Genomic DNA, 22,237 nt, shown 5'->3' with positions numbered 1-22,237 from the left:
ATAGGGCTTCACACATATAATTATTCAGCAAGACGTTGAAGCTGTAGAATCCCAAAAACCACTACGTTTGCCCTTAGACTTGCAAGCTGAATATCATTTGCCAAGCGATCGCGCTACTGTTACCTACCGCAAATGGGTAAAACATTTGGGGGCAACTTTCGGCACTATAGCAGGATGAGATGTACTAGAACTTACCACTGAATTACGTAAAAGTAAAAAATCAAATAATAGATTTTTTACCTGATTTTTATCTTTTATTCGCTAATTGGTGGTAAGGTTATTAACTAAGTTTTGTTTACTAAAAATTGTCATTTCAAAACTTCCCCAATTTTTTTGTCGTCTTCGTTAAGGACAATAAAATAATGGTTTAACCACGTTTTACCTGAATATTGTTCAGTTAAGGATTGTTCCTATTGATTTTAGGCTTGTAGAAACGTTGCTTTTGCTTTGTTTCTAGAATGATTTTTTGGCTTAACTGAACCGGCTTGTCTTTTACCTGAGAATCTTTGTTTTCAAAATGCTACAAGTCTAATTTTTAACATTAAAAATAGCAAGGTGTGGGGAACAATGTCGAAAAAAGTTGTTTTTGTTATCAAGATTTACCAAAAAATTTTGACAGATAGTATTGTCCAAGGAGTGAGTTTACTCAGTTTATTACTTCTAGTAACTTATCCAGCAAGGGCACAAACAACCGTTTCTACTACAGATACACCAGAGTCTTTCCCACAACCAAAAATAGAAGAAAGTACATCTGGAATGAGTCAAGTGACAAATGTCAATCAGCTGACTGATATCCAAGTCACCGATTGGGCATTTGTGGCATTGCAATCGCTAGTTGAACGCTATGGTTGCATAGCTGGGTATCCTAACTCTACCTTTGGCGGGAATCGGGTAATGACCCGTTATGAGTTTGCGGCTGGACTCAATACTTGTTTAAATCGGGTGAATGAACTGATTGCAACCGCCACCACAGATTTGGTGAAAAAACAAGACTTGGCGACTTTGCAAAAGCTACAGGAGCAGTTTGCTGCTGAATTAGCAACTTTACGAGGTCGGGTTGATACTCTAGAAGCACATACATCTGAACTAGAAGCCAATCAGTTTTCCACAACTACCAAGCTGCAAGGTCAGGTAATTATTTCTGCAACTGCTGGTGCCTATGATGGGAACCGCATAACTGATGCCACAGGTCAGCAACGTATTACAAACCCCAATCCCACAATAGTGTATCGAGCCGGTATCGATTTAAACACTAGTTTCAAAGGAACTGACTTGCTAAAACTGCGCCTTGAGACTGGAAGTGGTTTTTCAGAAAACGGTCGTCCTCTGGGTGGTAGAGATAATACTAGTGGTTTTCTCGAACCCTATTTTGGCAGTACCCTAGATTACTCAATCAATCCTCCCACAAATCAAAATATAGACATATCAAGAGTTTATTACAGCTTTAAACCCACTAAAGATTTGATGGTTGTAATTGGTCCAGCTCTTCAAACAAGTGATTTTCTTGACTTCAACAGTTACGCTAAACTAAGTTTTCTAGACTTTAGCACTCAGGCATTTGTCAATAACTATATTCTCTTCCCAGTGACACTTCCTAGTGGTGGAGCAGTAATTGACTGGAAACCAGGTGGTGGGGCGCTTTCTGTGCGAGCGGCGTATACTGCAGCAGATGTCGCCAACCCTGGGAATCAAACACAGCCTACCGGCGTAGCACCATTTATAGAAGTACTATATCCTGGCAATTTTAGACCCCCCGGTGTGGGAGGTGCGCCCTCTAGCGTTGTTTCTGGAGGCTTATTTAGCGGTACTTATCAAGGTACGGTGGAATTAGAATACGCACCCTCTAGGTCTTTTGCCCTGCGCTTGGAATACGGTGGTGGTGAAGTATTCAATAAACACTTTGATGTCATTGGGGCAAATGTTGAATTTACCCTATCACAAAAATTTGGTATCTTTGGGCGCTACGGTTACGCTAGCTATAATGACACGGCTTTTGGCGACATTAAACCCAATTACTGGATGGGGGGAATTGGGATGCGAGACTTGTTCACAAGAGGTGCTTTAGCCGGAATTGCCGTTGGTCAGCCATTTATTGCCAATGAAATTGGCAATTCTACTCAGACTAATTTTGAGGCGTTTTATAACTACCCATTTAGTCGAAATATCCAAATTACACCCACAATTCAAGTGATTAATAACGCCGGAAATCAAGAAAGCAACGGCACAATTGTAACAGGCACACTGCGTACGGTCTTTTCTTTTTAGACCCGTGTAAATTTAGAAACTTAACCCCCTTCCCACCTACACATGAGGTACATCATCGCCCCTCTTCGCTTGCTCTTAGGGGGTTGGGCGTGGGGTTCTTGTACCTCACTCAACCGAGAACCGCTATAGTCTATTAGAACAAGCGAACAGGACTGGCATCAAGGCGTGGAACAATAGATGTTACCCGCTTGACTACAGAAATCATATATCGATAATCCGGTATCTTCCCGTTCGGTACATATCCAACTTCTTGAATTACACTAGGAGGAGCATTTGTCATATAATTGCGAATTAACTGCTGACTATTCTTGTCAATATTCGGCGCAATCAAAACAGCACCAGGCGGAACATTTTGAGGGTCAGTGAATAATATGCGAAACTCTACACCATCTAATTTATTCCTATACAAATTAAATTCTTTTAAGGAAACAGCACCAGCAGATGCTTTTCCTTGCGCCACCCATTCAAATACTGTGGTCGGTGTGGGAGCAAACAGAATTTCTGCTAATGTTAAACCATAAAGATTGTACAGAGGAAAATAATATCCAGTCGCGGAACCTCGCATACCTAAAGCAACTGTTGTACCCTGTAAGTCTTTTAATTGTTGCAGAGGGCTGTCTTTGCTAACTATAAATACAAAGTAGGAATTGACATCTATCTCAAGAGGGAAAATCGGTTCATATTGGTAGTTAGCCTGTGCCAATGCAGCCAAACCGGGAGGAGCAAAGACTAATGACCAAGCTTGATGCTTGACGCGTTCTAGAGCCTTGTTTTCATTGAAAGTCGGCTCTAATTGAATTATTGCACCAGTTTTATTACCCAAATATTGACGGAAGCGAGTAAATCGTTCTAGCGTTTGTCGTCCTTGTTCATAGCTAATCGCACCAATAACTAATTCAAGTTCTTGAGTCGGTGTTTTCTTCTCTTCACAAGCGGCAAACAGAAGTAACATCTGCAAAATATATAAACGTCGGGAAAGTTTATATGACATCAATAGCTTTTAATAAATATTTTTTGTATGGTACATCTAAATCACGTATTCTTATATATAGAATTAATATCTGATTTTTGAACAATATTTCAGATAAAACCCTGAACAAGCAGGTTTTTCAGTCTCAGTATGTTTTCAGAAATCAAATCGGAGTGCTATAGAAAGATGAAATATATAGCTTTGATTAAAAAATCTAATAATTCAGGTGTTTCAAATCCAATACGGTTCGGTTAAGCCCAAAACCAGATCGACTGGGGGTTATCACTCAAATGTACTGAGATTGAATGCAACTCAAAGAATTCTGACTGATCTCGCCTGCGATTGAATCGGGTACAGTACTCAAAGCATTAGAAACAGCTATCCCAACAGGAGTAATCTCTCAATCGATCGCAGACAGCTACTTTCCAAAAGTTTATTGGGAAATAACCATGAAAATTCAAACTAAGGTAAATCTAATTTTAGTAATAGTTTTTATCGGCGGTATTTTAATTAGTGGTACGGTTCTCTCAAACATACTTGAACAACAAGCAGAGAATGAAGTGACTTCCAAAGCAATAATTCTCATGGAAATTGCCAACTCTGTGAGAAACTATACCAATGACCGCGTATTTCCCTTATTGTTACCAAGATTGGATACTCAACAAGAGTTCATCCCGGAATCGATACCAACATATTCTACGAGGGAAGTGTTTGAGTATTTTCGTAAAAACGAAGAATATGCCAATTTTTTGTATAAAGATGCCACACTTAACCCACTAAATTTGCGAGATCAAGCTGACGATTTTGAAGCCGATATTGTGCAAAAATTTCGTCAAAACTCAGGATTACAAAACCTATCTGGTTTCCGCACTCTTTCTGGAGAGAAACTATTTTATACCGCCCGACCTTTTGAAATCAAAAAACAGACTTGTTTGTCTTGCCATAGCACTCCTGAAGCGGCTCCAAAAAGTCAAATAGCAACCTACGGAAGAGAACATGGTTATGGGTGGAAGCTCAATAACATTGTTGCAACTCAAATTGTTTATCTTCCATCTGACAAAATTTTTAAAAGTGCGACTCAGGCTTTTTTTGTGAGCATCGGCATTTTAGTGGTTATTTTTACAGCCATCGCTACCATGATGAATTTGTTGTTGAAAAAGATAGTTTTACAACGGATTAAAAAAATCGCAACGGTGGCGGAACAAGTGAGCATCGGCGATATGGATGCCAATTTTGGTAAACAAGAAAAAGATGAAATTGGAGTTTTGGCAGAAGCTATCAACCGGATGAAGTATAGTTTAGAAATTGCTATTAATATGTTAAATAACAATAAGAAAATATGATCCTGAGGCGGAACAAAAATCGATTCGTGAGAGTTTAAGACTACGTACCGTTTGTCAATAAGCAATAATACTCAAAATATTGCGGAGAATCGGGGTAGGAAACAGAATTTTTAGGTAGGCGATGCCTTCTCTTCGAGACGCTTCGCGAACGGCGGGCTACGCCTACGCGTAATCTTGATTGAAAGCGGCGGGAAACTCCAACCCAAGAGTGGGTGGTCGAGGTTGCTCCCCCCAACCCTTGGGTCAAACAGGGCATTGGGCATTGAATACTTAACCCCATGCCCCATGCCCCATGCCCTTGTGGGTGGAGTTTTTCATTTACCAAGCAGACGCTGCTCAAACTCTAAAGCCAGCTTTTGGTCAGTAATTTCTGCTACCAATTTATTCACAAATTCTGATAGAGAAATTTGCGGGTCAGACTGTAAAATCTCTTGAATAATAAAACTAGCAACTGGTCCGATTGCATAAGCAAACTCCCGTTGGCATTTCCTGATAAAATTGGCATCAATACCTGGGCATTTATCCGACTTTGTTTGAGTTGCAACGGTGGATTTTTTTAAGATAGCTATTGCTTGTTGCTTAAAATTTTGTTGCTGTGCTGGCAAGAAGTAAGTGGCTAATTTATCCACTAATTCCTCAAAGCAAATTGCCTGTACTAAAGCTTCTTGTAATATGCTAGATGCAATTGCTCCTACCGATCGCTTCAGCATCTGTTCAAGTTTTATGTACTCTTCTGAGCCTACCTTTAAATTGAGTAGAGGTTGTACTTTGTCTTTTGATTCGTCACCAGGAATAGAGGCAGACTCCTGTTGAAATGACTGGGGTGAAGATAAGCGAGCAAATTCAGAAGTGGGTGAATTGTCAATGTCTTTGGGTAGTAAATTTTTCTGATGTTTCTGTTGATTTTTCTCAAGATCAGGTACTTCTGGCTCCGGCAAATCTTGGAAAATTTTGTCAATATTACCAGGTAAAATATCAATTATCGCTTGTGTGTCTGACATCCAGGTATGAAGGTTGATAGCTTTTGCTTGTAAAAGCACTTGTAAGTCAGCAATCCATCTAGCAACTGACAACCCAACTTGCGGATTTGCTGCGGCAAGGGTTTCCATAAGCGTTTGAGAAAATAATTCTGGTTCTTTTGCTGTGGAAGCGGCAGCAATTATACATTGTCCACGCACCGTGCTAGATTGCAAATCTTCAACCCAGTTCTCCAAGGTAGTAGCTTCAGGGCAATCCAGGATAATTATTTTTTGAGTGTTTGCAGCCCGCCGTAACTCTTGTCTTAGCGAAGAACGACTAAGGCGTATCCCATCGCCTAAAACTAACCAAGCTTCTCCGTCTTCGATTTCTTCGATGTGCCCGCGTAAGTACAATAAATAGGTAAATGTACTTTTTATTGCCCCAAAGTGCGAAAGGGATTCCGTTGGTGAGCTACCACACCCATGAAGAAATCCTTGGATTGTTCCCCGTATTTCTGACCAACTTTGGCCTTTTTGAGTAAAAAATTCTACCTCAAAACCTCCGGCTCCAGCGAATAGCCGACTCAAGTTAATAGTCGTTTTCTGATTTGAGAGTCCATCAATCACCAGCGCCCCTCGCAGTTTGTGAGCTTCTGCTTTGGCAGACTTGAATCCGAGAATTACTTCTCCTACTCCTTCGACAATTCGTTTGGGTGTTTGTAGGGGATATTCCGGATGGAGTTTACTGTCCCCACGGTTGAGCTTTTGTTGATTGATCAGACGCAGTTGCTGATTTAATTTATTAATATATTGCAGTGTCTGACGATAAACGTATTTGTAAAGTCCGTCTGCTTCAATCACGCCAGATGAATCAGCTGCTTCACCCAACAGTCCCCGCATTAAATAGTAAGTAAAGACTCCATGTCCTAGTTCTGGAAACTCCCAAGATTTTTGTCCTTGGTCGCAAGATAGCAAGGCACAAAATCCCTTACTTTGAGAAGCACGCTGCCGCAAAACCTCCATCAGATGCGGTGTGGGATTGAGTAGAGCCTCAGAGGTGTTTCCGTCTCTGGCGCTACCACTGTTTGTTCCCAACAGCCTCATGTCCCCGCTATGACATGTGTCTAAACAAACTAACTGTTGGTTGGCACAACTAGTCCCCAACATCTGCAACAGTTCTTGCATACCCAACCCTGTAGCCAGTAAATCGTCTTGACGGGTATCTGCTAGACACAGTACAGCCTGCTGATTATTCGGCTCTAGCATTCCGTGCCCGGAGAAATATAACAGAATAGAGTCCTGAGATTGAGCTTGTGAAACAATTCGTTCCAGATTGCCACGAACTATGTCTAAAGTGGGGGGTTGTGCCGCAAAATCATGATGCACAATAACTTCTTTGTTGGGAAATCCCTGGGTAGCTTTGGAGAGTGCTTCCCCCAAGCCTTGGCAGTCAACAGCTGGATAGCGCAAGGAAGGCAAACTTGCATCTTGGTATTCGTTAATACCTACCAATAAAATCCAAAGCTTAGCTTCCCCGGTTTTTAATGTAACTGTTGAGAAACTAGAACCAATGCCGAGAGGAGACATATATATTAATTCAACCTTAAAAATAATTTGATAATTAACTCTTTAAGAAAATTGCTTACCTTCTACTTATATGGCAAAAATTTTACTCCTTCAAGTATGTGCATATGTAATTGCAGATGAATTTTAAATCTATGCAGAAAAGTGCAAATCTAGAGGTGTGAGTCTACAAGGCAAACGCATCTAAATTAGTTAAACTAAGCGATTCCCTCACGAGAACCGCTCATCTTCAAAACCGGACGTAAGACTTTCACCTCATTCGACTCCTCAATGAATTGGCGCTTGTCATGCGTACCTCCAACCGAACCATCTTAGGTTGTTTTTATATCGTGGCAGTGTCTATGTAAAATCTGAAGATTTTTGTATTCGTCTTTTCCCTTTTTGCTTTGTGGGATTATGCGGTCAATCTCCAGTACATCTGATTCTCGAAAGTACAATCCGCAGTGAGTGCATTTCCCTTTTTTCTTTTTAAGGAGTATAAACATCCTTGTACTTGCTTCCGGATGTGTACCCATTCTTGAACTCCAGTAAATTAGGTTGCCATCGTAGGGACTGGCATATTTATCACAAATTCATTATAATCTCTTTAAGTACGAACTGTGCCTAATTCCCAATTTTCATTGATCAAATTTTATTGAGAACAGGTTACACGTCTTATATTGCTACAAAGTTTACTTTGTCTAATTTTCAGACTTTTTATTACCTCGAACTCAGGTTTTTAGTGAAGTTTGTCAATACTAGGACTTACGCATTGACAGAAAGACAATTATGTAAATAAGGTGTAACCTTCTTTCTTATATGCTTGTGTGACTGCGATATTTCCTGTTTGCCTCATAGCTACAAGAATAAATCCAAGTCAGCTAAGAAAGCATCGTCATGAGCGGAAACTACATTTCCAATTTTGGAAATAGGAGCGAGGGAAAACTTCTTAACCCTACAAATAGCGCTCAGACATACTACCGTCTATTTGTATAGTGCGTAAGTCCTAAATACTTATAAATCAGTCTTGTTTTTGCAAATTCCGCAATCTTTACAAAAGTTAATGAATAATCGTTAAACTGGCGTTCTTACCAAACAGAATTCTATTGGAAATAAATTGTGTATGTGAGGCATCACTGATTACCATTAGAAATGGTATTTACGCCTTGTGGGTTGGTTATATGTATTTAGTAGTACTGGCTGGGGTGAACTTATGCAATCAATGACAAAAAATCAGAGATGTGTAAAAAACGTCTCTAGAATTGGTATTGTACATAACCAAGAACCGCTATTATGTTAAGTGAGGGTTAATTGAGGAAACCTACACTCGGAATTTCAGGGTGTCTCGTCTAAACGCGGGATCTGCTCCAAGATGTGATCTGAATCTGTGATCTCATTAATATTTAAGTATGAGTTTTTAGTTTATGCGTTCCCGTCAAGGTATCACCGAGCTATTTACCACTTTCTTACAACTGGACGCTGACAGGATAATTGGTTGGGCAGTTGATGCTAAATTGCGTCGAAATCTACTCAATTGTCAAGGGCATCTAGAACACCCAGAAACTTCGGAGAAATTCTGGGTGTTCTACTGGTATAAACTGTGGCAAACTCAACCAGAAAGTTTAGCAAAAGGACATTTGTCAGCTTATTTACAAGAAATCTGCTATTGGGCTGCTCACAAAATAATGAGGAATATTTCTTCAGTTCAGTACACCGTATCCGACTGCTTTCAAATGGCAATAATTCGTGTGGATAAGGTGTTAAAAGGGTTTAAACCCCAGATGAACTTTAGCCTCAAGAATTATGCCAGTGCGATTTTTAGTAGCGAACTCAAAGAAATGTTGCGCCAACAGCAGGAAATTGATATTAGCACCAATTGGCGATTGTTGCGGAGGTTGAGTCAAAAGCGTTTGGTAGAGTCTTTACAAAATGTTGGACTCAGTCCAGAAATAATACAACGCTATGTTTTAGCTTGGAAATGTTACCAGGCACTATATGCTCCCCAGCAACCGACTGGAACCCGTAAATTGTCAAAGCCAGATGAAGCCACATGGGAGGCGATCGCTCAATGTTACAATTCACAACGCCACAGCCAATTGTCACAACCAGGACCAGAGTGCAGTGCTGAAACCATCGGAAAATGGTTGGTTGCTTGTGCCAAAGCTGCACGAGACTATTTTTACCCAAATTTTACTTCCCTGAATGCGCCTAAAGGAGATGGAGATTCCGGGGAATTTCAGGAGATTTTACCGCAACTCAGGCAAGAATCATTACTGACAGAAATTATTGTTCAAGAAGAACTGCTTGACAGAAAGTCACAGCAATCTCAAATCAGCGACGTGATCATCGCAGCTTTGAACGAACTGGATGAGGAGAGCAAAAAGATCATACAGATGTACTACAGTCAAGGTTTAACTCAACAGCAGATTGCACAACAGACGCAAATCAAACAGTATACAGTTTCTCGTCGGCTGGCTAAATCTAAAGATTCGTTACTGCTCAAGCTCGCTACCTGGAGTAAAGAGTCCTTGCATATTTCACTAAACTCGCATCTACTTAACTATATCAATACAATTCTGGAGGAGTGGTTAAAAACTTACTATAGTACTTCTTCCTCTCAGATCGAGCAGTGATTGATGTAGGACTTACGCCAGGAAAGACCAAATATGGATGATTTGAAAAACCACATCTCTCGGAGGAGCAATTCATTTAGACGCAAAGCGGCTTCCCAGAGGGTATTATCCCTACAGCGCGGGTCTATTGATCATCAAAGAATGATTAAGAAAAACCTGAAACGACGTATTTACGTTGATACACAACATAATTCTTTTATACCGTGCGTAAGTCCTATTATGTTTTATTCAGACCCAGTATCTCTAACAAACCCTACACATCTATGCCTAGAAATTTCGGAAACCGAGCAAACAAAAATTTGGCAGCAAAGCCAAGCTTTTTCCACTTCTAGCCGTCGTTGGATAGCATATCTCAACCGCTTAAGCCTAAACACTTTTCTGCCTTGGTTGCGATCGGAGTACGCCCCTAATGCTACTCCTTTTCCCCATCTGGCGGCTTTACCTAGCATTTGGGAAGTAGCTAATGGGACAGGTATTTCCTTGGGAGACACAAGATTGGTATTAATTCCAACTGAAGCAGTTGATTTGAGCGAACTGCGCGTTCCCCAAGAATGGGTGGATATTCCTAGTTGGACAGTTGATTATTACGTGGCTGTACAAGTCAATCTAGAAGAGGGCTACATCCGGATTTGGGGATACACTACCCACGAGCAACTGAAGAACAGGGGAACTTACGATGCGAGCGATCGCGCTTATTGTTTAGATGGAGAGGATTTGATTTTTAATCTCAATATCCTATGGATGGCGCATCAAATATGTCCCGAAGAAGTGACCCGCCTTGAAACTGCGCCTCTACCAGCTTTAGAGACCGCGCAAGCACAAAACTTGCTTCAACGCCTAGGAAATCCTGGCGTAATTTTACCGCGCCTAGCAGTACCATTTTCAACCTGGGGAGCGCTCCTAGAACATGGAGGTTGGAGACAGCGATTGTATGAACAACGCCAAGGACAACAACAACAGTGGTCGATTACTCAATGGTTGCAAACTGGTGTGTCAGATTTTGCACAGAAATTTGGCTGGGCAAGTATCGAGTCACAACCGAGTCTGGCAGGATCTAGGAGTTCACAGCTAGCATCCACATTGCCAACTTTAGTGCGGAAAGTAACCATTGTCGGACAACAATACGAATTGCGCGTACAGCCTAAAAGGAACATTGAAGATGGAGTCTGGCGCTTTGAACTGCAAAATGCAACTCGGGGCGAGATGATTCCCAGTGGATTTAAATTGCGACTTTTGATAGAAGATTTACAGCCATTTGATGGAAATCAAGTGCAAGCAAAAACTTCTGTAGATAAGCTTTACATTGAAGTAGCTCTGGGTGGTACTCAAGAAGGGTTGGTTTGGGAGATAGAACCGACTCCAGAAGACTTTGAACACGAGATCTTATTTTTTTAAATTACCAATACTTCAAATATATCCTCAGAATGATTTTTCTGGTATGAAAGCAGCCTACAGTATGTTTTCTGGATAAATTGCTGATCTTTGACGGTATATAACTAAGGTGGTTCCAATTTTAAAAATATCCCTATATGTCTTTGGCGATGAAGACGCTTGACCTGCGGGATGAGTTATATTGAAATTACTTAAAAATGTATTAATAAATAAATAAGAACATAGCAATGATTCCAGAAATTCAACTAGGAACTTTAATCAATAGTCGTTATTTGATTCAGAAACTTCTTGGTCAGGGGGGATTTGGACGAACCTATCTAGCATTTGATACTCAACGTTTTGGTGAACCTTGTGTCCTGAAAGAATTTGTGCCCGCAAGCTCCAAAGAAGAGATCATTTCTAAATCCAGGGAACTATTTGAGCGAGAAGCAAAAGTTTTATACCAAATCCAACATCCTCAAGTTCCCAAATTTTTGGCTTGGTTGACAGAAAATCAACGGATATTTATTGTCCAAGAATATATTGACGGCAAAAATTACTCAGAAATTTTACAAGAACGTATCTCTGGCAAAGGTAAGGTATTTTCTGAACCCGAAGTGAAAGCATGGCTATTAAATATGTTGCCAGTTTTGCAATATATCCACGATTGCAATATTGTTCACCGTGATATTTCACTAGAAAATGTCATGCTTCCCCATAACCAATCTAAACCCGTGCTGATTGACTTTGGAGTGGTTAATGAAAAATTCACTCAGATTTTATCTGCTGATTCTTCCAATCAGCATTACTCAGTTCGCGGTTCAATAGTGGGAAAAATTGGCTACTCTCCACCAGAACAACTGCGTTTGGGAAAATGCTATCCTTGTAGCGATATTTATGCACTTGGTGTTTGTGCGATTATCCTTTTGACTGGAAAAATGCCATATATGCTGATCGATAAATCTCTCCAATGGCAATGGCGTTCTTATGTCAATATCAGTGACTCTTTCGCTAGCATACTAGAAAAAATGGTGGCAGAAGTGCCAAATGACCGCTACCAATCAGCCAAAGAAATTCTGGTCGCACTGAATAATAATTCAAATATTTTACCTAATAACATAACTGTCAGCGGGTCAGCACAAACAACACCAATCAATACTTCTCAAGCACAACAAAAACAAAAATCAATTACCAATCAAGATATAGAAGATATAGAAGAATTTCTGTTATTAGAGGAACACAAAAAAAGGCTTGAACAAGAGACTGAAACAGCTAATAAATTGCTTGCACAAACACCTGTTTCTTTCAACTCAGAATTCTTAGAGTACTGTCAGCGAGAATTAACTAGTTTTGTCGGTCCTTTTGCTAGTGTTTTGATTAAACATACTTTGAAGGAAACACCACAAATAACACCAAAGGAATTTATTGAAGTGCTAACTGCGGCAATTCCTAATTCTCAAATAGCACAAGAATTTAGCAGTCGCATTCAACTTCCTGTTGAACCTAACTCAGAAAAACTTCAAATTTCTAACAAACCACAGAAACTCCTTGAGAGCTATCCTGCGATCAGCGATCCGGAGTTTTTAGAAAATTGTCGGCGAGAAATGAATAGTTCTGTTGGACCTTTTGGTAGCGTAATTCTCAAAGATATTCTAGATAATTACCCCCACATAACATCAAAACAACTTATAGAAACTTTGGTAGCAGAAATTCCTAACCCACAAAGGGCAGAAAAATTTAGAAAGCACATCACAAACTGAAGTCGCCGACGAGAGCGATTTTTTTCGGGCGGGACTTAAACATTTTTGAGGTAGAAATAAGCCTCAAACCCATGCAGAGTAAGAGTAATACATCTTATACCAAGTTGTGATCAATACCTCTGCCAATTTACGAGGGTTCAACACCGGTGGAAACGGGATGAAAACGTACCTCACCAGGTCGGGAACCGCTATAGTACTTTCAAGTACGTAAGCTGAATTAGCGATCGCTCTTTTGGAAAAACTTTTTGGTTTACTGAAGATATAGTTGCTTTAAATGCTGCGTGCCTATAGCGTCTAAATCAGATAAATTTTACTTGATAATTCTTTCTGGTTTCTAACTTTTCAATGCAAAAAGTCGAGTTGCAATACTGCTCTCGACCTCAGGAAAATTGTCATTTTTCATCTAGGTAATGATTTCTACAACTTTAGGCATTGGAGGATTTCAAACTTCTTTTTGTCAGCAAGAAACTAAACACTACAACTGTGATTAAGGCAAGAGCGGCATTGGCATAAAAGACTCCTTGTATTCCCCAAGCGGCAAAGGTAACACCCCCAAATAATGGACCTAATGCTCTTCCCAGTGATTGAACTGTAACATTCAGTGCCATAAATCCAGCCCGATAACCTTCTGGGGCAATTCCTGCTAACATTGATTGCAGAGGTGGTAAAGCTAAGGCTTGGGATACACCAAATATAATGCAGGGAATTATCAGCAACCAAACGTTATGAATTGTAGGGATAATTAGTAGCGACAATACACAGATAACAAAACCGGATACGATTAAGCTTTTTTCTGAAAACCAACGAGCTAGAAGTCCCAGTTGTGAAGCAACTAGGGCAAAAGCAATTGACTCACAAGAAAGGAGAATTCCAATGTCTGTCCCAGAAGCGCCTAAAAAGTTGCTTGCGTAGACTGGAATATATATATAGCAAGCACCTAACTCAATTATGAACATGCAAAACACTGTAAATAGTAGTCCAAAAACTTGAGGATTATTGATGTTTTCCCAAGTATTTTTTAAATAGCTTTTCAGATTCAAGTGCTGAGTATTTTTTTGTTGAGTTGGGAGTTTCAGTTTTGTGGCAATCAACAATGCTAGCGGAAAAGCTAAGACTGATAGTAAAAACGGGTATCGCCAGCTAAAAGAAGCTAATGCCCCACCAATAAGAGGATAAATTGTGGCAGCAACGCCAATCATTGCACCATTAACTCCCATCGCACTGGTGAGCATCTTACCATTATATAAATCACTAATGAGAGTAAGTTCCAAAGACTCTAAACTAGCAGCACCAATACCTGTCAAGAACCGCCATTCTAGTAAGCTACGAAAATTATTCGCCAAGGCACATAAAATTCCGCCTATCCCAAATATTATTAGTGAAGGAATCAGAATTTTTTTTATCCCAAAACGGTCAGCCAAAGCTCCAAAAAACAAACTTCCTACTGTAGGAGGCAACAAAAAGCTTGTCATTATTAGCCCGATATTTTGAGGTGAGATATTGAAGGCTGTAGCTATATTGGGCACTATAGGGTTAATACTAAATACACCACTAGTTGCGATTAGGGATATACAAATTATTAGTAAAAATTTGCCATTAATTTTGATGTTGCTACTAGGGTCACTTGGTAAATTTTTGGATAAGGAACTCATCTTTTGCTGTCTCCTTTAAGTTGTTATCGGTGAACTATTTGTTCATTAGCGACAGGAGACGCTCATTTATGCACTCCTCGATTAAAGTCAGTTCGATAACTCCCCGCAACCCCTCTCTAAACCTCTCCCACCGTGGGGGCTACGGCGTACACATAAGTCTTTGGTGACGCAATTTAGAGTTAAGTCTTATAGCCCCTGAGATACCTCACCCTGGTTTTACTACGTAAAACCTGTCCCTCTCCTTATTAAGGAGAGGGATTAAAGATAGGACTCTTTGAGATTTTGGTTTTGGGTAATCGGATAAATTGTGTGTAGACCGTAGCCCTATAAGGAGAGAGATTTTCCAGATACCGTGAAAGGTGAAGATAACTTTCTCTCGTTCCCATGCAGAGCATGGGAATGACTGATTAGAGGCTCTGCCTCCAGTCATATCATGTCCGGGTAATTCGTTGTAGTTAAGCTAAAAATCTCAAAACAGAGCAGATCATCCTACCCTACAAAAAGCTCTATTACTTACAGGATATGTGTTCTGCCTATCTCCTAAAAAATTTTTAAGTGGAGTGCATAAACCAAACTTCCCTACCGCTATGAAATAACAGAGGCGGTTGAAACGCTGCTGCAAAGCAAGTAACAAGCTTAATTGACAGCTTCCTAAACCGCAACGCCATCTTGAAAATTTCACTGAATACTAAAACTTTTACGAGGGATCTAGAAATGGACACTACAACAATGTTGGATATGTGCAAATTGGCAAACTTTCAAAAAGGTAAGCGCATCACCATCCTGGGTGCAGGAATTGCAGGTTTAGTTGCCGCCTACGAATTGGAACGCATGGGTCATGAAGTAGATATTATGGAAGGTAGCCCACGCATCGGCGGTCGAGTTTGGACACACCGTTTTGGTAATGAACCTGGCGCTCCCTACGCAGAACTTGGAGCAATGCGTATCCCCGCCGAACACCAACATACACTTCACTATGTACACGAAATAGGACTGAGTGACAAACTATGCAAATTTGTCACAGTATTTGAAGAGCAAAACGCTTTCATGAACATCCAAGGAAAAATTTTCCGCATGAAAGATGCACCTCGCATCCTCCAAGAACGCTATCAAGGAATCTTTACTGACACCCGTTACAGTGAAAAAACTCGGCTGTTTGCTGCTTGGCTAAAAACCATCATTGATACAATCTCCCCTGGTAATTTGCGTGAAAGTTTGGAACAAGACCTGCACTCACACTTAATGGATGAGTTGGAACGGCTAGATTTAGAACCTTATTTTAGCGAAGACGGCGAAAATATCGACCTACACTCATTTATTAAAGATCATCCTGGTTTTCGCGCTCGTTGCAGCAAAGCCGTGGATATGTTCCTTAGTGACATTTTAGTTGAGACTAGTCATGATTTATTGCAACTCAATGGTGGAATGGATCAATTAATTCAGCGTTTAGTAGAGTCAATCAAAGCGCCGATTAAGTGCAACCAACAAATCGTAGCAATGCGTGTACGTGACGATCACACAGAAATTGATTGGCGGGAAAATGGACAGTTGCATACCCGTCGTTGCGACTATGTATTATCTACAATTCCTTTCTCTGTAATGCGGAAGATGGAATTAAGCGGATTTGACGACAGAAAACTTGATTCTATCAACAATACTATATATTGTCCGGCAACCAAGGTCGCGTTCCACACGACTGAGTCTTTCTGGGAAAAGCAAGGTATCAAGGGTGGTGCATCCTTCAGTGGTGATGGCGTTCGCCAAACATACTATCCTTCTGTGAAATTCAACCCCAATAGTGGTAGCGTGATGTTGGCTAGCTACACTATCGGTGACGATGCTGACCGTCTGGGGAATATGTCTGAGCCAGAGCGTCACGCCTACGTCAAAAATGTTGTGAGCAAGGTTCATCCGGAACTGCAAACAAATGGTATGGTTGCAGATGTAGCTTCAATTGCCTGGGGTAACTACAAGTGGAGTGCCGGCGGTTGCACCGTACACTGGAGTGACGATATGTCCGATGAATCTAACCACAGCATTAATTATTTAGAAGCAGCTAGACCACTAAACACCCTTTTCTTTGCTGGTGAACATTGCTCCAGATACCCAGCTTGGCTACAGGGTTCCATCGAGTCCGCATTGGAAGCAGTATACGATATTGCATCCTATAAACCTACTACTCTGGCAGCGACAAAGTACTTGTTCTGCAAAACCGAATATAACTACACTCTACAAAACCAACAAACTCGTGAGATTGCTCAAGTTGCTTAATCATCAGAGAGTTTACCAAGCAATTATGGCCCAAAGCGCAGTGATTCCTCTTCGCTCTACCCACATACCGCCTCCTTACCTATAAAGTCGTTCAATTGCATAAGTTATATTCGCTCTGACTCTATAGTTTTATGCTGATCTGATGATTGTCAACCCTGACTAATTCTCTAAAACTATTTATAAAGAAAAACAGCAAAAAGCAACATGAAAACATTTGAGACAATCATAATGCTTTTAGGAGCAACTACCTGTATATCATTAATACGATCATTTAATAATGTCCTTTTTTCTTTCCTAGCTTCTCCCTTGGTGTCCAAAGTAATGAAAGCGGTTATTTAATATGAGTATTCTAGATTTTCCCCGCCTACACTTCCAGGGTTTCGCCCGCATCCACGCTCCTACAGGACACAAAAACGGAGGAGTAGATGTCAGTACAAATACTGTCTATATAAATGGTAAGCCTTTTGAGCATAACCGCCCTGCATCCGAGTATCACGAATACCTGTACAATTTGGGACCTCGGTTTAACGCCGAAGGGCAATTAGATGAAAATGGTGCTTTCAGTATGGCAATGGGGTATGACTTTGGCGGTAACGGTCATTTCTCTATTGAGGCACAAATTGTCAGTACGCAACGGGAATTTGAGCAAATTGACGAAAAAGACCCAGTGGTAGGGCGGAGTGTTGATTTGTGGGGCCATTACAACGATTACGTCAAAACAAGTTTTAATCGCGCCCGCTTTTTTGAATGTGACCCGGCTTCTAACTGGACTAACACAATTATGTTGGGTCAGTTAACCTTTGGACGACAAGGGGGTTCTCACGAGGTTCCTAATATGCTGTCTGCACCCATTTCCGGGATGCAGTTAGCTCGTTGGCAAGATTTTGATCATATCCGCGATTTACCAGAACATTGTCTGAATAGGGAGTTTCAAAAAGCGGCTGTTTATCAGTTTGCGATCGCCAAAAATGCTGAAGATTTTCTCTGGGGTGAAGAAGCTACCCAGTCACCAACTGTATCTATGTTGCGGTCAGCTATGAAGCGTGACGATGTGTTGGGACTGGTAGTGCAATTGGGCATTAACAATATGTCTGCACCACCTCAACCCGACTCGCCAACTTTCTGGGAACTCCACGGAACCATCGGCTTATGGTGTCAAAAGGAACTAAATACCTATCCCCACGGTCGGCTGCTTACTCCCCGGCGTGCCCCTGAATCCTTGGAAACAGAATCTAAATCGCTTTCTAATCTCACCCTGCAAGTGACTCACCAAGGTGTCAGTTTAAACATGGTAACAGCAGTACCATGCGTGGGGCGTTCTGTAAAACCAGAGACAGGTCCCATACACGCTATTGGCCCTAAACTTGACCTTGGTGATTTGGAATTGCGAACAGTTCACAGTCAACGGTTGATAGCGCGGATACCCCAGGAAGCCTATCAACGGTCAGCACATCAACTGACGAGTGGAATTGTAGACGTACATCTTGCGGAAGAGTGGGAAAACCTGCGCGATGAGATAGAACAGCAAGGTCTGTGTATGATTGGGACACAGCCCGACGGACAACAGCGAATTCTGGTTCAAGAAGAAGAAATCAACCTTCAGATAGATGACGCTTGTCTATTTATCGAATTTCCCAATTGGCAGCGTGGGGAAGACCACGCCGTCGAGCTAGAGGTGCGGTCTTTTGTCCGGGGACGACCTGCACCAGTTGAGGCGATTTACCTACGCCAGTTCTACAACCCTAGAGCCTTCCCCCAACTACGCTACGAATTTGCAAGCGACCCCACCAACGCAGGTAAGACTTTCCACTTCCCCCCCAGTTCGGAGATGGAAATTGTCCAGTTCAAACTAGGGAAACAGGAAGAAAAGGGCGACTTTGCCCCCACAAGTGTCATTTCCACCAATTCCGAGGGGCGGGCTTGGGTGACTCTACGCGGTGCTAGACCGGGAACTACACGGGTACTGCTATCTACTAATTCCGCAGATTTATCATGTGACTCAAATCACCCTGACGAAGCTGTAATTGCTTACGACAACGATGACAAACTTGGCTTCTGGTCTGGTGCAGGCTTTTTTGCCGTGCGGGTGATGAGTGATGACTGGCACTTAGAAGATATTCCGGATGCAGAGATAGATTTTGACCTGATTTACAAACACGTCCTAGCTTTCTATGAGTTCAGTTTCTCATTCATGAAAGTCGATGTCTTCAGTCTCGCTGACCAGTGTAAGGTCGAAACCTATGCGCGATTGATGTGGCAAATGTCCGACCCGAAGAACAAATATAAGACCTACTATATGCCGCCAAGTCGAGATATGTCCCAACCCAAGACGAACCTGTTGCGGAAGTTCCTGCAAAATCAGCAGCGAGTTGGTTACGTTCCCCCCTCTGTTCCAGAACCAAAACGCAGCCAACGCAGTATTCAAACTCGTGAGGAATTAGTTACCGCCCTGAAACAAGCAGCAGAACTGGAAGTGGCTGTGATGCTGCAATATATCTATGCAGGATACTCTATCCCCAATTACCTCACAGGTGAAGAATATGTACGTCGGGGTTTGTGGACTCCCGAACAGCTGCATTTAGCCTGTGGCGACGGGAAGGAAGTGCAAAGTTACGGGATGCGGGGGGTGTTGCTGGAAATTTCCCGTGAGGAAATGATTCACTTTTTGATGGTCAATAATATATTGATGGCGATTGGGGAACCTTTTTACCCAGCAGTACCGGAATTTAGCGAACTTAACCGCCGCTTCCCCATTGATGTAGACTTTGCCCTAGAACCATTTAACGCCACGTCCCTACAGCGCTTCATGCGCTTAGAAATGCCGGACTTTTTGGCAGAAAATCTTGCCAATGAGCCTTTGTCTGGCGATCCCGCAGTTGACCGCTTGCACGGTTATGGTTCCTTAAGCGAACTGTACCACCAGATTCGGGAAGCATTACAAACTATCCCAGATTTGTTCATCGTTAAGAAGGGTCGTGTCGGTGGCGAACATCGTTTGTTTCTGCGTGATGACTTTAATAAAGTTCACCCAGACTATCAGTTTCAGGTGGATGACCTCAACAGCGCCCTATTTGCTATTGACTTGATTGTGGAACAGGGAGAGGGATCTAATGTGGAATCACCTAAATTTGAGCGATCGCACTATCAAAAATTCCGTCGTTTGGCAGATGCGCTTTCTCAAGAACAGATAACCGATGGCGAGACTGGATACAAAGCGCCCTGGAATCCCTCCTACCCCGGTTTGCGTAACCCCTCACTCCAGCACCGAGATTACAACACCAATGTCGTCACCGTCCCCCAAACCCGCATGGTGATGGAAATATTCAACGAAAGTTATTTCCTGATGATTCAGTTGATGGTGCAGCACTTCGGTTTAACGCCCACTGGTAGTTTGCGCCGTTCCAAATTGATGAATGCAGGTATTGATGTGATGACAGGTATGATGCGTCCTCTAGGCGAATTGCTGATGAGTATGCCATCTGGTAAACGCGGTAAAACAGCAGGTCCATCCTTCGAGATTGACACCCCCAGCTACATCCCTACACCCGAAATTGCAATGACTGCGATCGCCCGACGATTTGAGCGACTTGCACATAAAGCCAGAGAATCCGCAGCTATCCCTAACACCGTCTGCGAACTGTTCGAGTTTTACACCAGATTCTTTGAAGGCTTGGCTAATAATCCCCAGTCTTTGCTTCATTGAAAGGGATTGGGGATTGGGTAAGAAGCGAAAAATAGTAGTACAAACCAACAACCAAAAAATTTCAACAAACCTTTAAACCATGAACAACAACAGTATTAAAACAGATGTACTCATAGTTGGTGGTGGGCCTGTTGGTCTAGCAATGGCGGTGGAACTAGGCTACCAAGGTATCGATTGTATCCTCATAGAGCAAACTAATGGGGAGGTTACTGACCCCAAGGTAAGTACAGTCGGGCCGCGATCGATGGAGTTCTGTCGCCGTTGGGGCATAGCCCAGAAGATACGCAATGCTGGCTGGCCCGCCGACCATACTCTAGATATTGCCTGGGTAACATCTGTTGGTGGGCACGAAATATACCGAGTTCATTTTTCTGCTTATGCCCAAAGAACACTACCTGACTACGCACCTGAAACAGAGCAGGTATGTCCGCAAGACTGGTTTGCGCCAGTGTTCCAGAATTTCCTCGGAAAATATCCAAATGGAGTAATTAAGTACCTCTCGCACTTGGATAGCTTTGAGCAGACAGATCAGGGTATAATTGCCCAGGTGACAAACCTGGAAACAGGAAGCACAGAGGTAATCTACGCCCGCTACATGGTAGCTAGCGATGGCGCTCGCAGCACAGTACGCAAGGCTTGTGGTGTTGATGCGCCCGCGCTCCACGCCACCCAAAAGTTTCAGAGTGTGGTTTTCAAAGCACCTGAATTAGCGGCTCAGATGGGAAAAAATCACGCAATGGTCTATTTTCTGGTCAACCCCATGATCCAGGAACCACTACGAGCAGTAGACGGAAAGGAACTGTATCGCCTAATTTTGAAGCCCCAAGAAGATGGTCAAGTGCGTGATGCCACTGAAGCCATTCGATCAGCTATATCAATTGATACGCCATTTGAAATTGTTTCTAATCTGCCGTGGCATCTTACCCACCGAGTCGCAGACCATTTCCGCTCTGGAAATATCTTCTTTGTCGGCGACAGTGCCCATACCCTTTCACCCTCTGGTGGCTTCGGTATGAACACAGGCATAGGTGACGCAGTTGACCTGGGTTGGAAGCTAGCCGCCACTCTCCAGGGCTGGGCTGGTGACAACTTACTCGACACCTATGAAACAGAACGGTATGCGATCGCAGTGCGAAATCTCCAAGAGGCGAACGCCAACCTGCAACGCAGCCAAAAACGCAGTATCCCACCAGTAATTATGAGCGATTCCCCCGAAGGCGATCGCATTCGTCAGCAGATGGCTGAAGGTATGGAACGCAGTGGCGTTAAACGCGAGTTTGATTCACCAGGAGTTCACTTTGGTTTCCGCTACGAATCAAAAGCCATTATCCCCGACGGTACACCTCCCAGCGATGACCCTTTTGAGTGGAAGCAAAGTAGTTACCCTGGCTGTCGCGCTCCCCACGTCTGGTTAGCGCCAGGGTTATCAACCTTGGATTTGTTTGGTCATGGGTTTGTGCTGATGCACTTCCACCCAACACAGGAGGTTGAAACATTCGAGAAAGCTTTTCAGGAAAGAGGCGTACCTTTTACAAGCAAGCAAATCGATAACCCCGAAATTGCCCAGCTATACAATCGCGCTTTTGTTTTAGTCCGACCTGATGGACACGTAGCTTGGAGAGGGGACACTTTACCTGAGAACCCAGGCGATCTCATTGACCGTGTTCGAGGGGCTTTCTGAATTAGTCCAATACAGTTATCAGTGAATTCCCATGTATTTTGTTTTTGGCGTTGCTGAATCAGGGGA

The 22,237-nt window shown here is 42.3% G+C and carries 13 protein-coding genes; 9 read left to right on the top strand and 4 right to left on the bottom strand.

The features are described from left to right. Positions 1–67: 67 nt before the first annotated feature. Positions 68–178: a hypothetical protein gene (locus V7K31_RS13805; protein WP_335094895.1), complete on the top strand. Its 111-nt coding sequence runs from the start codon at positions 68–70 to the stop codon at positions 176–178. Positions 179–567: 389 nt separating this feature from the next. Further along, positions 568–2,265, top strand: coding sequence for an iron uptake porin (locus tag V7K31_RS13800; RefSeq protein ID WP_335094894.1), 1,698 nt, complete (start codon positions 568–570; stop codon positions 2,263–2,265). Positions 2,266–2,398: 133 nt separating this feature from the next. Here V7K31_RS13800 and V7K31_RS13795 read toward each other — a convergent pair whose 3' ends face one another. Further along, the gene (locus V7K31_RS13795) at positions 2,399–3,256 is read right to left on the bottom strand and encodes a phosphate/phosphite/phosphonate ABC transporter substrate-binding protein (protein WP_335094893.1); all 858 of its coding nucleotides are present in this window, start codon (positions 3,254–3,256) and stop codon (positions 2,399–2,401) included. Between the two features lie 428 nt (positions 3,257–3,684). Between V7K31_RS13795 and V7K31_RS13790 the strand changes: the two genes are divergently transcribed. After that, positions 3,685–4,578: a c-type heme family protein gene (locus tag V7K31_RS13790; protein WP_335094892.1), complete on the top strand. Its 894-nt coding sequence runs from the start codon at positions 3,685–3,687 to the stop codon at positions 4,576–4,578. Positions 4,579–4,892: 314 nt separating this feature from the next. On the opposite strand, the gene V7K31_RS13785 is transcribed toward V7K31_RS13790, so the two are convergent. Both V7K31_RS13785 and V7K31_RS13780 read right to left on the bottom strand, forming a co-directional pair. Further along, positions 4,893–7,124, bottom strand: coding sequence for a caspase family protein (locus V7K31_RS13785; protein WP_335094891.1), 2,232 nt, complete (start codon positions 7,122–7,124; stop codon positions 4,893–4,895). A 308-nt stretch (positions 7,125–7,432) separates the two neighbouring features. Next, positions 7,433–7,606, bottom strand: a complete 174-nt coding sequence (locus tag V7K31_RS13780; RefSeq protein WP_335094917.1) for an HNH endonuclease — start codon at positions 7,604–7,606, stop codon at positions 7,433–7,435. A gap of 918 nt (positions 7,607–8,524) precedes the next feature. Here V7K31_RS13780 and V7K31_RS13775 point away from each other — a divergent pair. From V7K31_RS13775 to V7K31_RS13765, 3 genes are all read left to right on the top strand, one after another. Beyond that, positions 8,525–9,733, top strand: a complete 1,209-nt coding sequence (locus V7K31_RS13775) for a sigma-70 family RNA polymerase sigma factor (protein ID WP_335094890.1) — start codon at positions 8,525–8,527, stop codon at positions 9,731–9,733. Between the two features lie 219 nt (positions 9,734–9,952). Beyond that, the gene (locus V7K31_RS13770; RefSeq protein ID WP_335094889.1) at positions 9,953–11,128 is read left to right on the top strand and encodes a DUF1822 family protein; all 1,176 of its coding nucleotides are present in this window, start codon (positions 9,953–9,955) and stop codon (positions 11,126–11,128) included. Between the two features lie 224 nt (positions 11,129–11,352). Beyond that, on the top strand, positions 11,353–12,864 hold the full coding sequence (locus V7K31_RS13765; protein ID WP_335094888.1) for a serine/threonine-protein kinase: 1,512 nt from the start codon (positions 11,353–11,355) through the stop codon (positions 12,862–12,864). Positions 12,865–13,289: 425 nt separating this feature from the next. On the opposite strand, the gene V7K31_RS13760 is transcribed toward V7K31_RS13765, so the two are convergent. After that, complete coding sequence (locus V7K31_RS13760; RefSeq protein WP_335094887.1) at positions 13,290–14,516, bottom strand: MFS transporter; 1,227 nt, start codon at positions 14,514–14,516, stop codon at positions 13,290–13,292. Between the two features lie 714 nt (positions 14,517–15,230). Between V7K31_RS13760 and V7K31_RS13755 the strand changes: the two genes are divergently transcribed. The 3 genes from V7K31_RS13755 to V7K31_RS13745 all read left to right on the top strand — a co-directional run bounded on the left by V7K31_RS13755 (position 15,231) and on the right by V7K31_RS13745 (position 22,171). Continuing rightward, positions 15,231–16,787 (top strand): flavin monoamine oxidase family protein, encoded by a 1,557-nt coding sequence (locus V7K31_RS13755; RefSeq protein ID WP_335094886.1) that lies wholly within the window; start codon positions 15,231–15,233, stop codon positions 16,785–16,787. Positions 16,788–17,127: 340 nt separating this feature from the next. Beyond that, positions 17,128–20,490: a ferritin-like domain-containing protein gene (locus tag V7K31_RS13750; protein WP_335094885.1), complete on the top strand. Its 3,363-nt coding sequence runs from the start codon at positions 17,128–17,130 to the stop codon at positions 20,488–20,490. 79 nt (positions 20,491–20,569) lie between these two features. Then, positions 20,570–22,171 (top strand): FAD-dependent monooxygenase, encoded by a 1,602-nt coding sequence (locus V7K31_RS13745; RefSeq protein WP_335094884.1) that lies wholly within the window; start codon positions 20,570–20,572, stop codon positions 22,169–22,171. The last annotated feature ends 66 nt before the right edge of the window (positions 22,172–22,237 follow it).

The organism is Nostoc sp., from assembly GCF_036917675.1.
Lineage (GTDB): Bacteria > Cyanobacteriota > Cyanobacteriia > Cyanobacteriales > Nostocaceae > Nostoc.
This window is presented reverse-complemented; position numbering and strand designations above follow the sequence as displayed.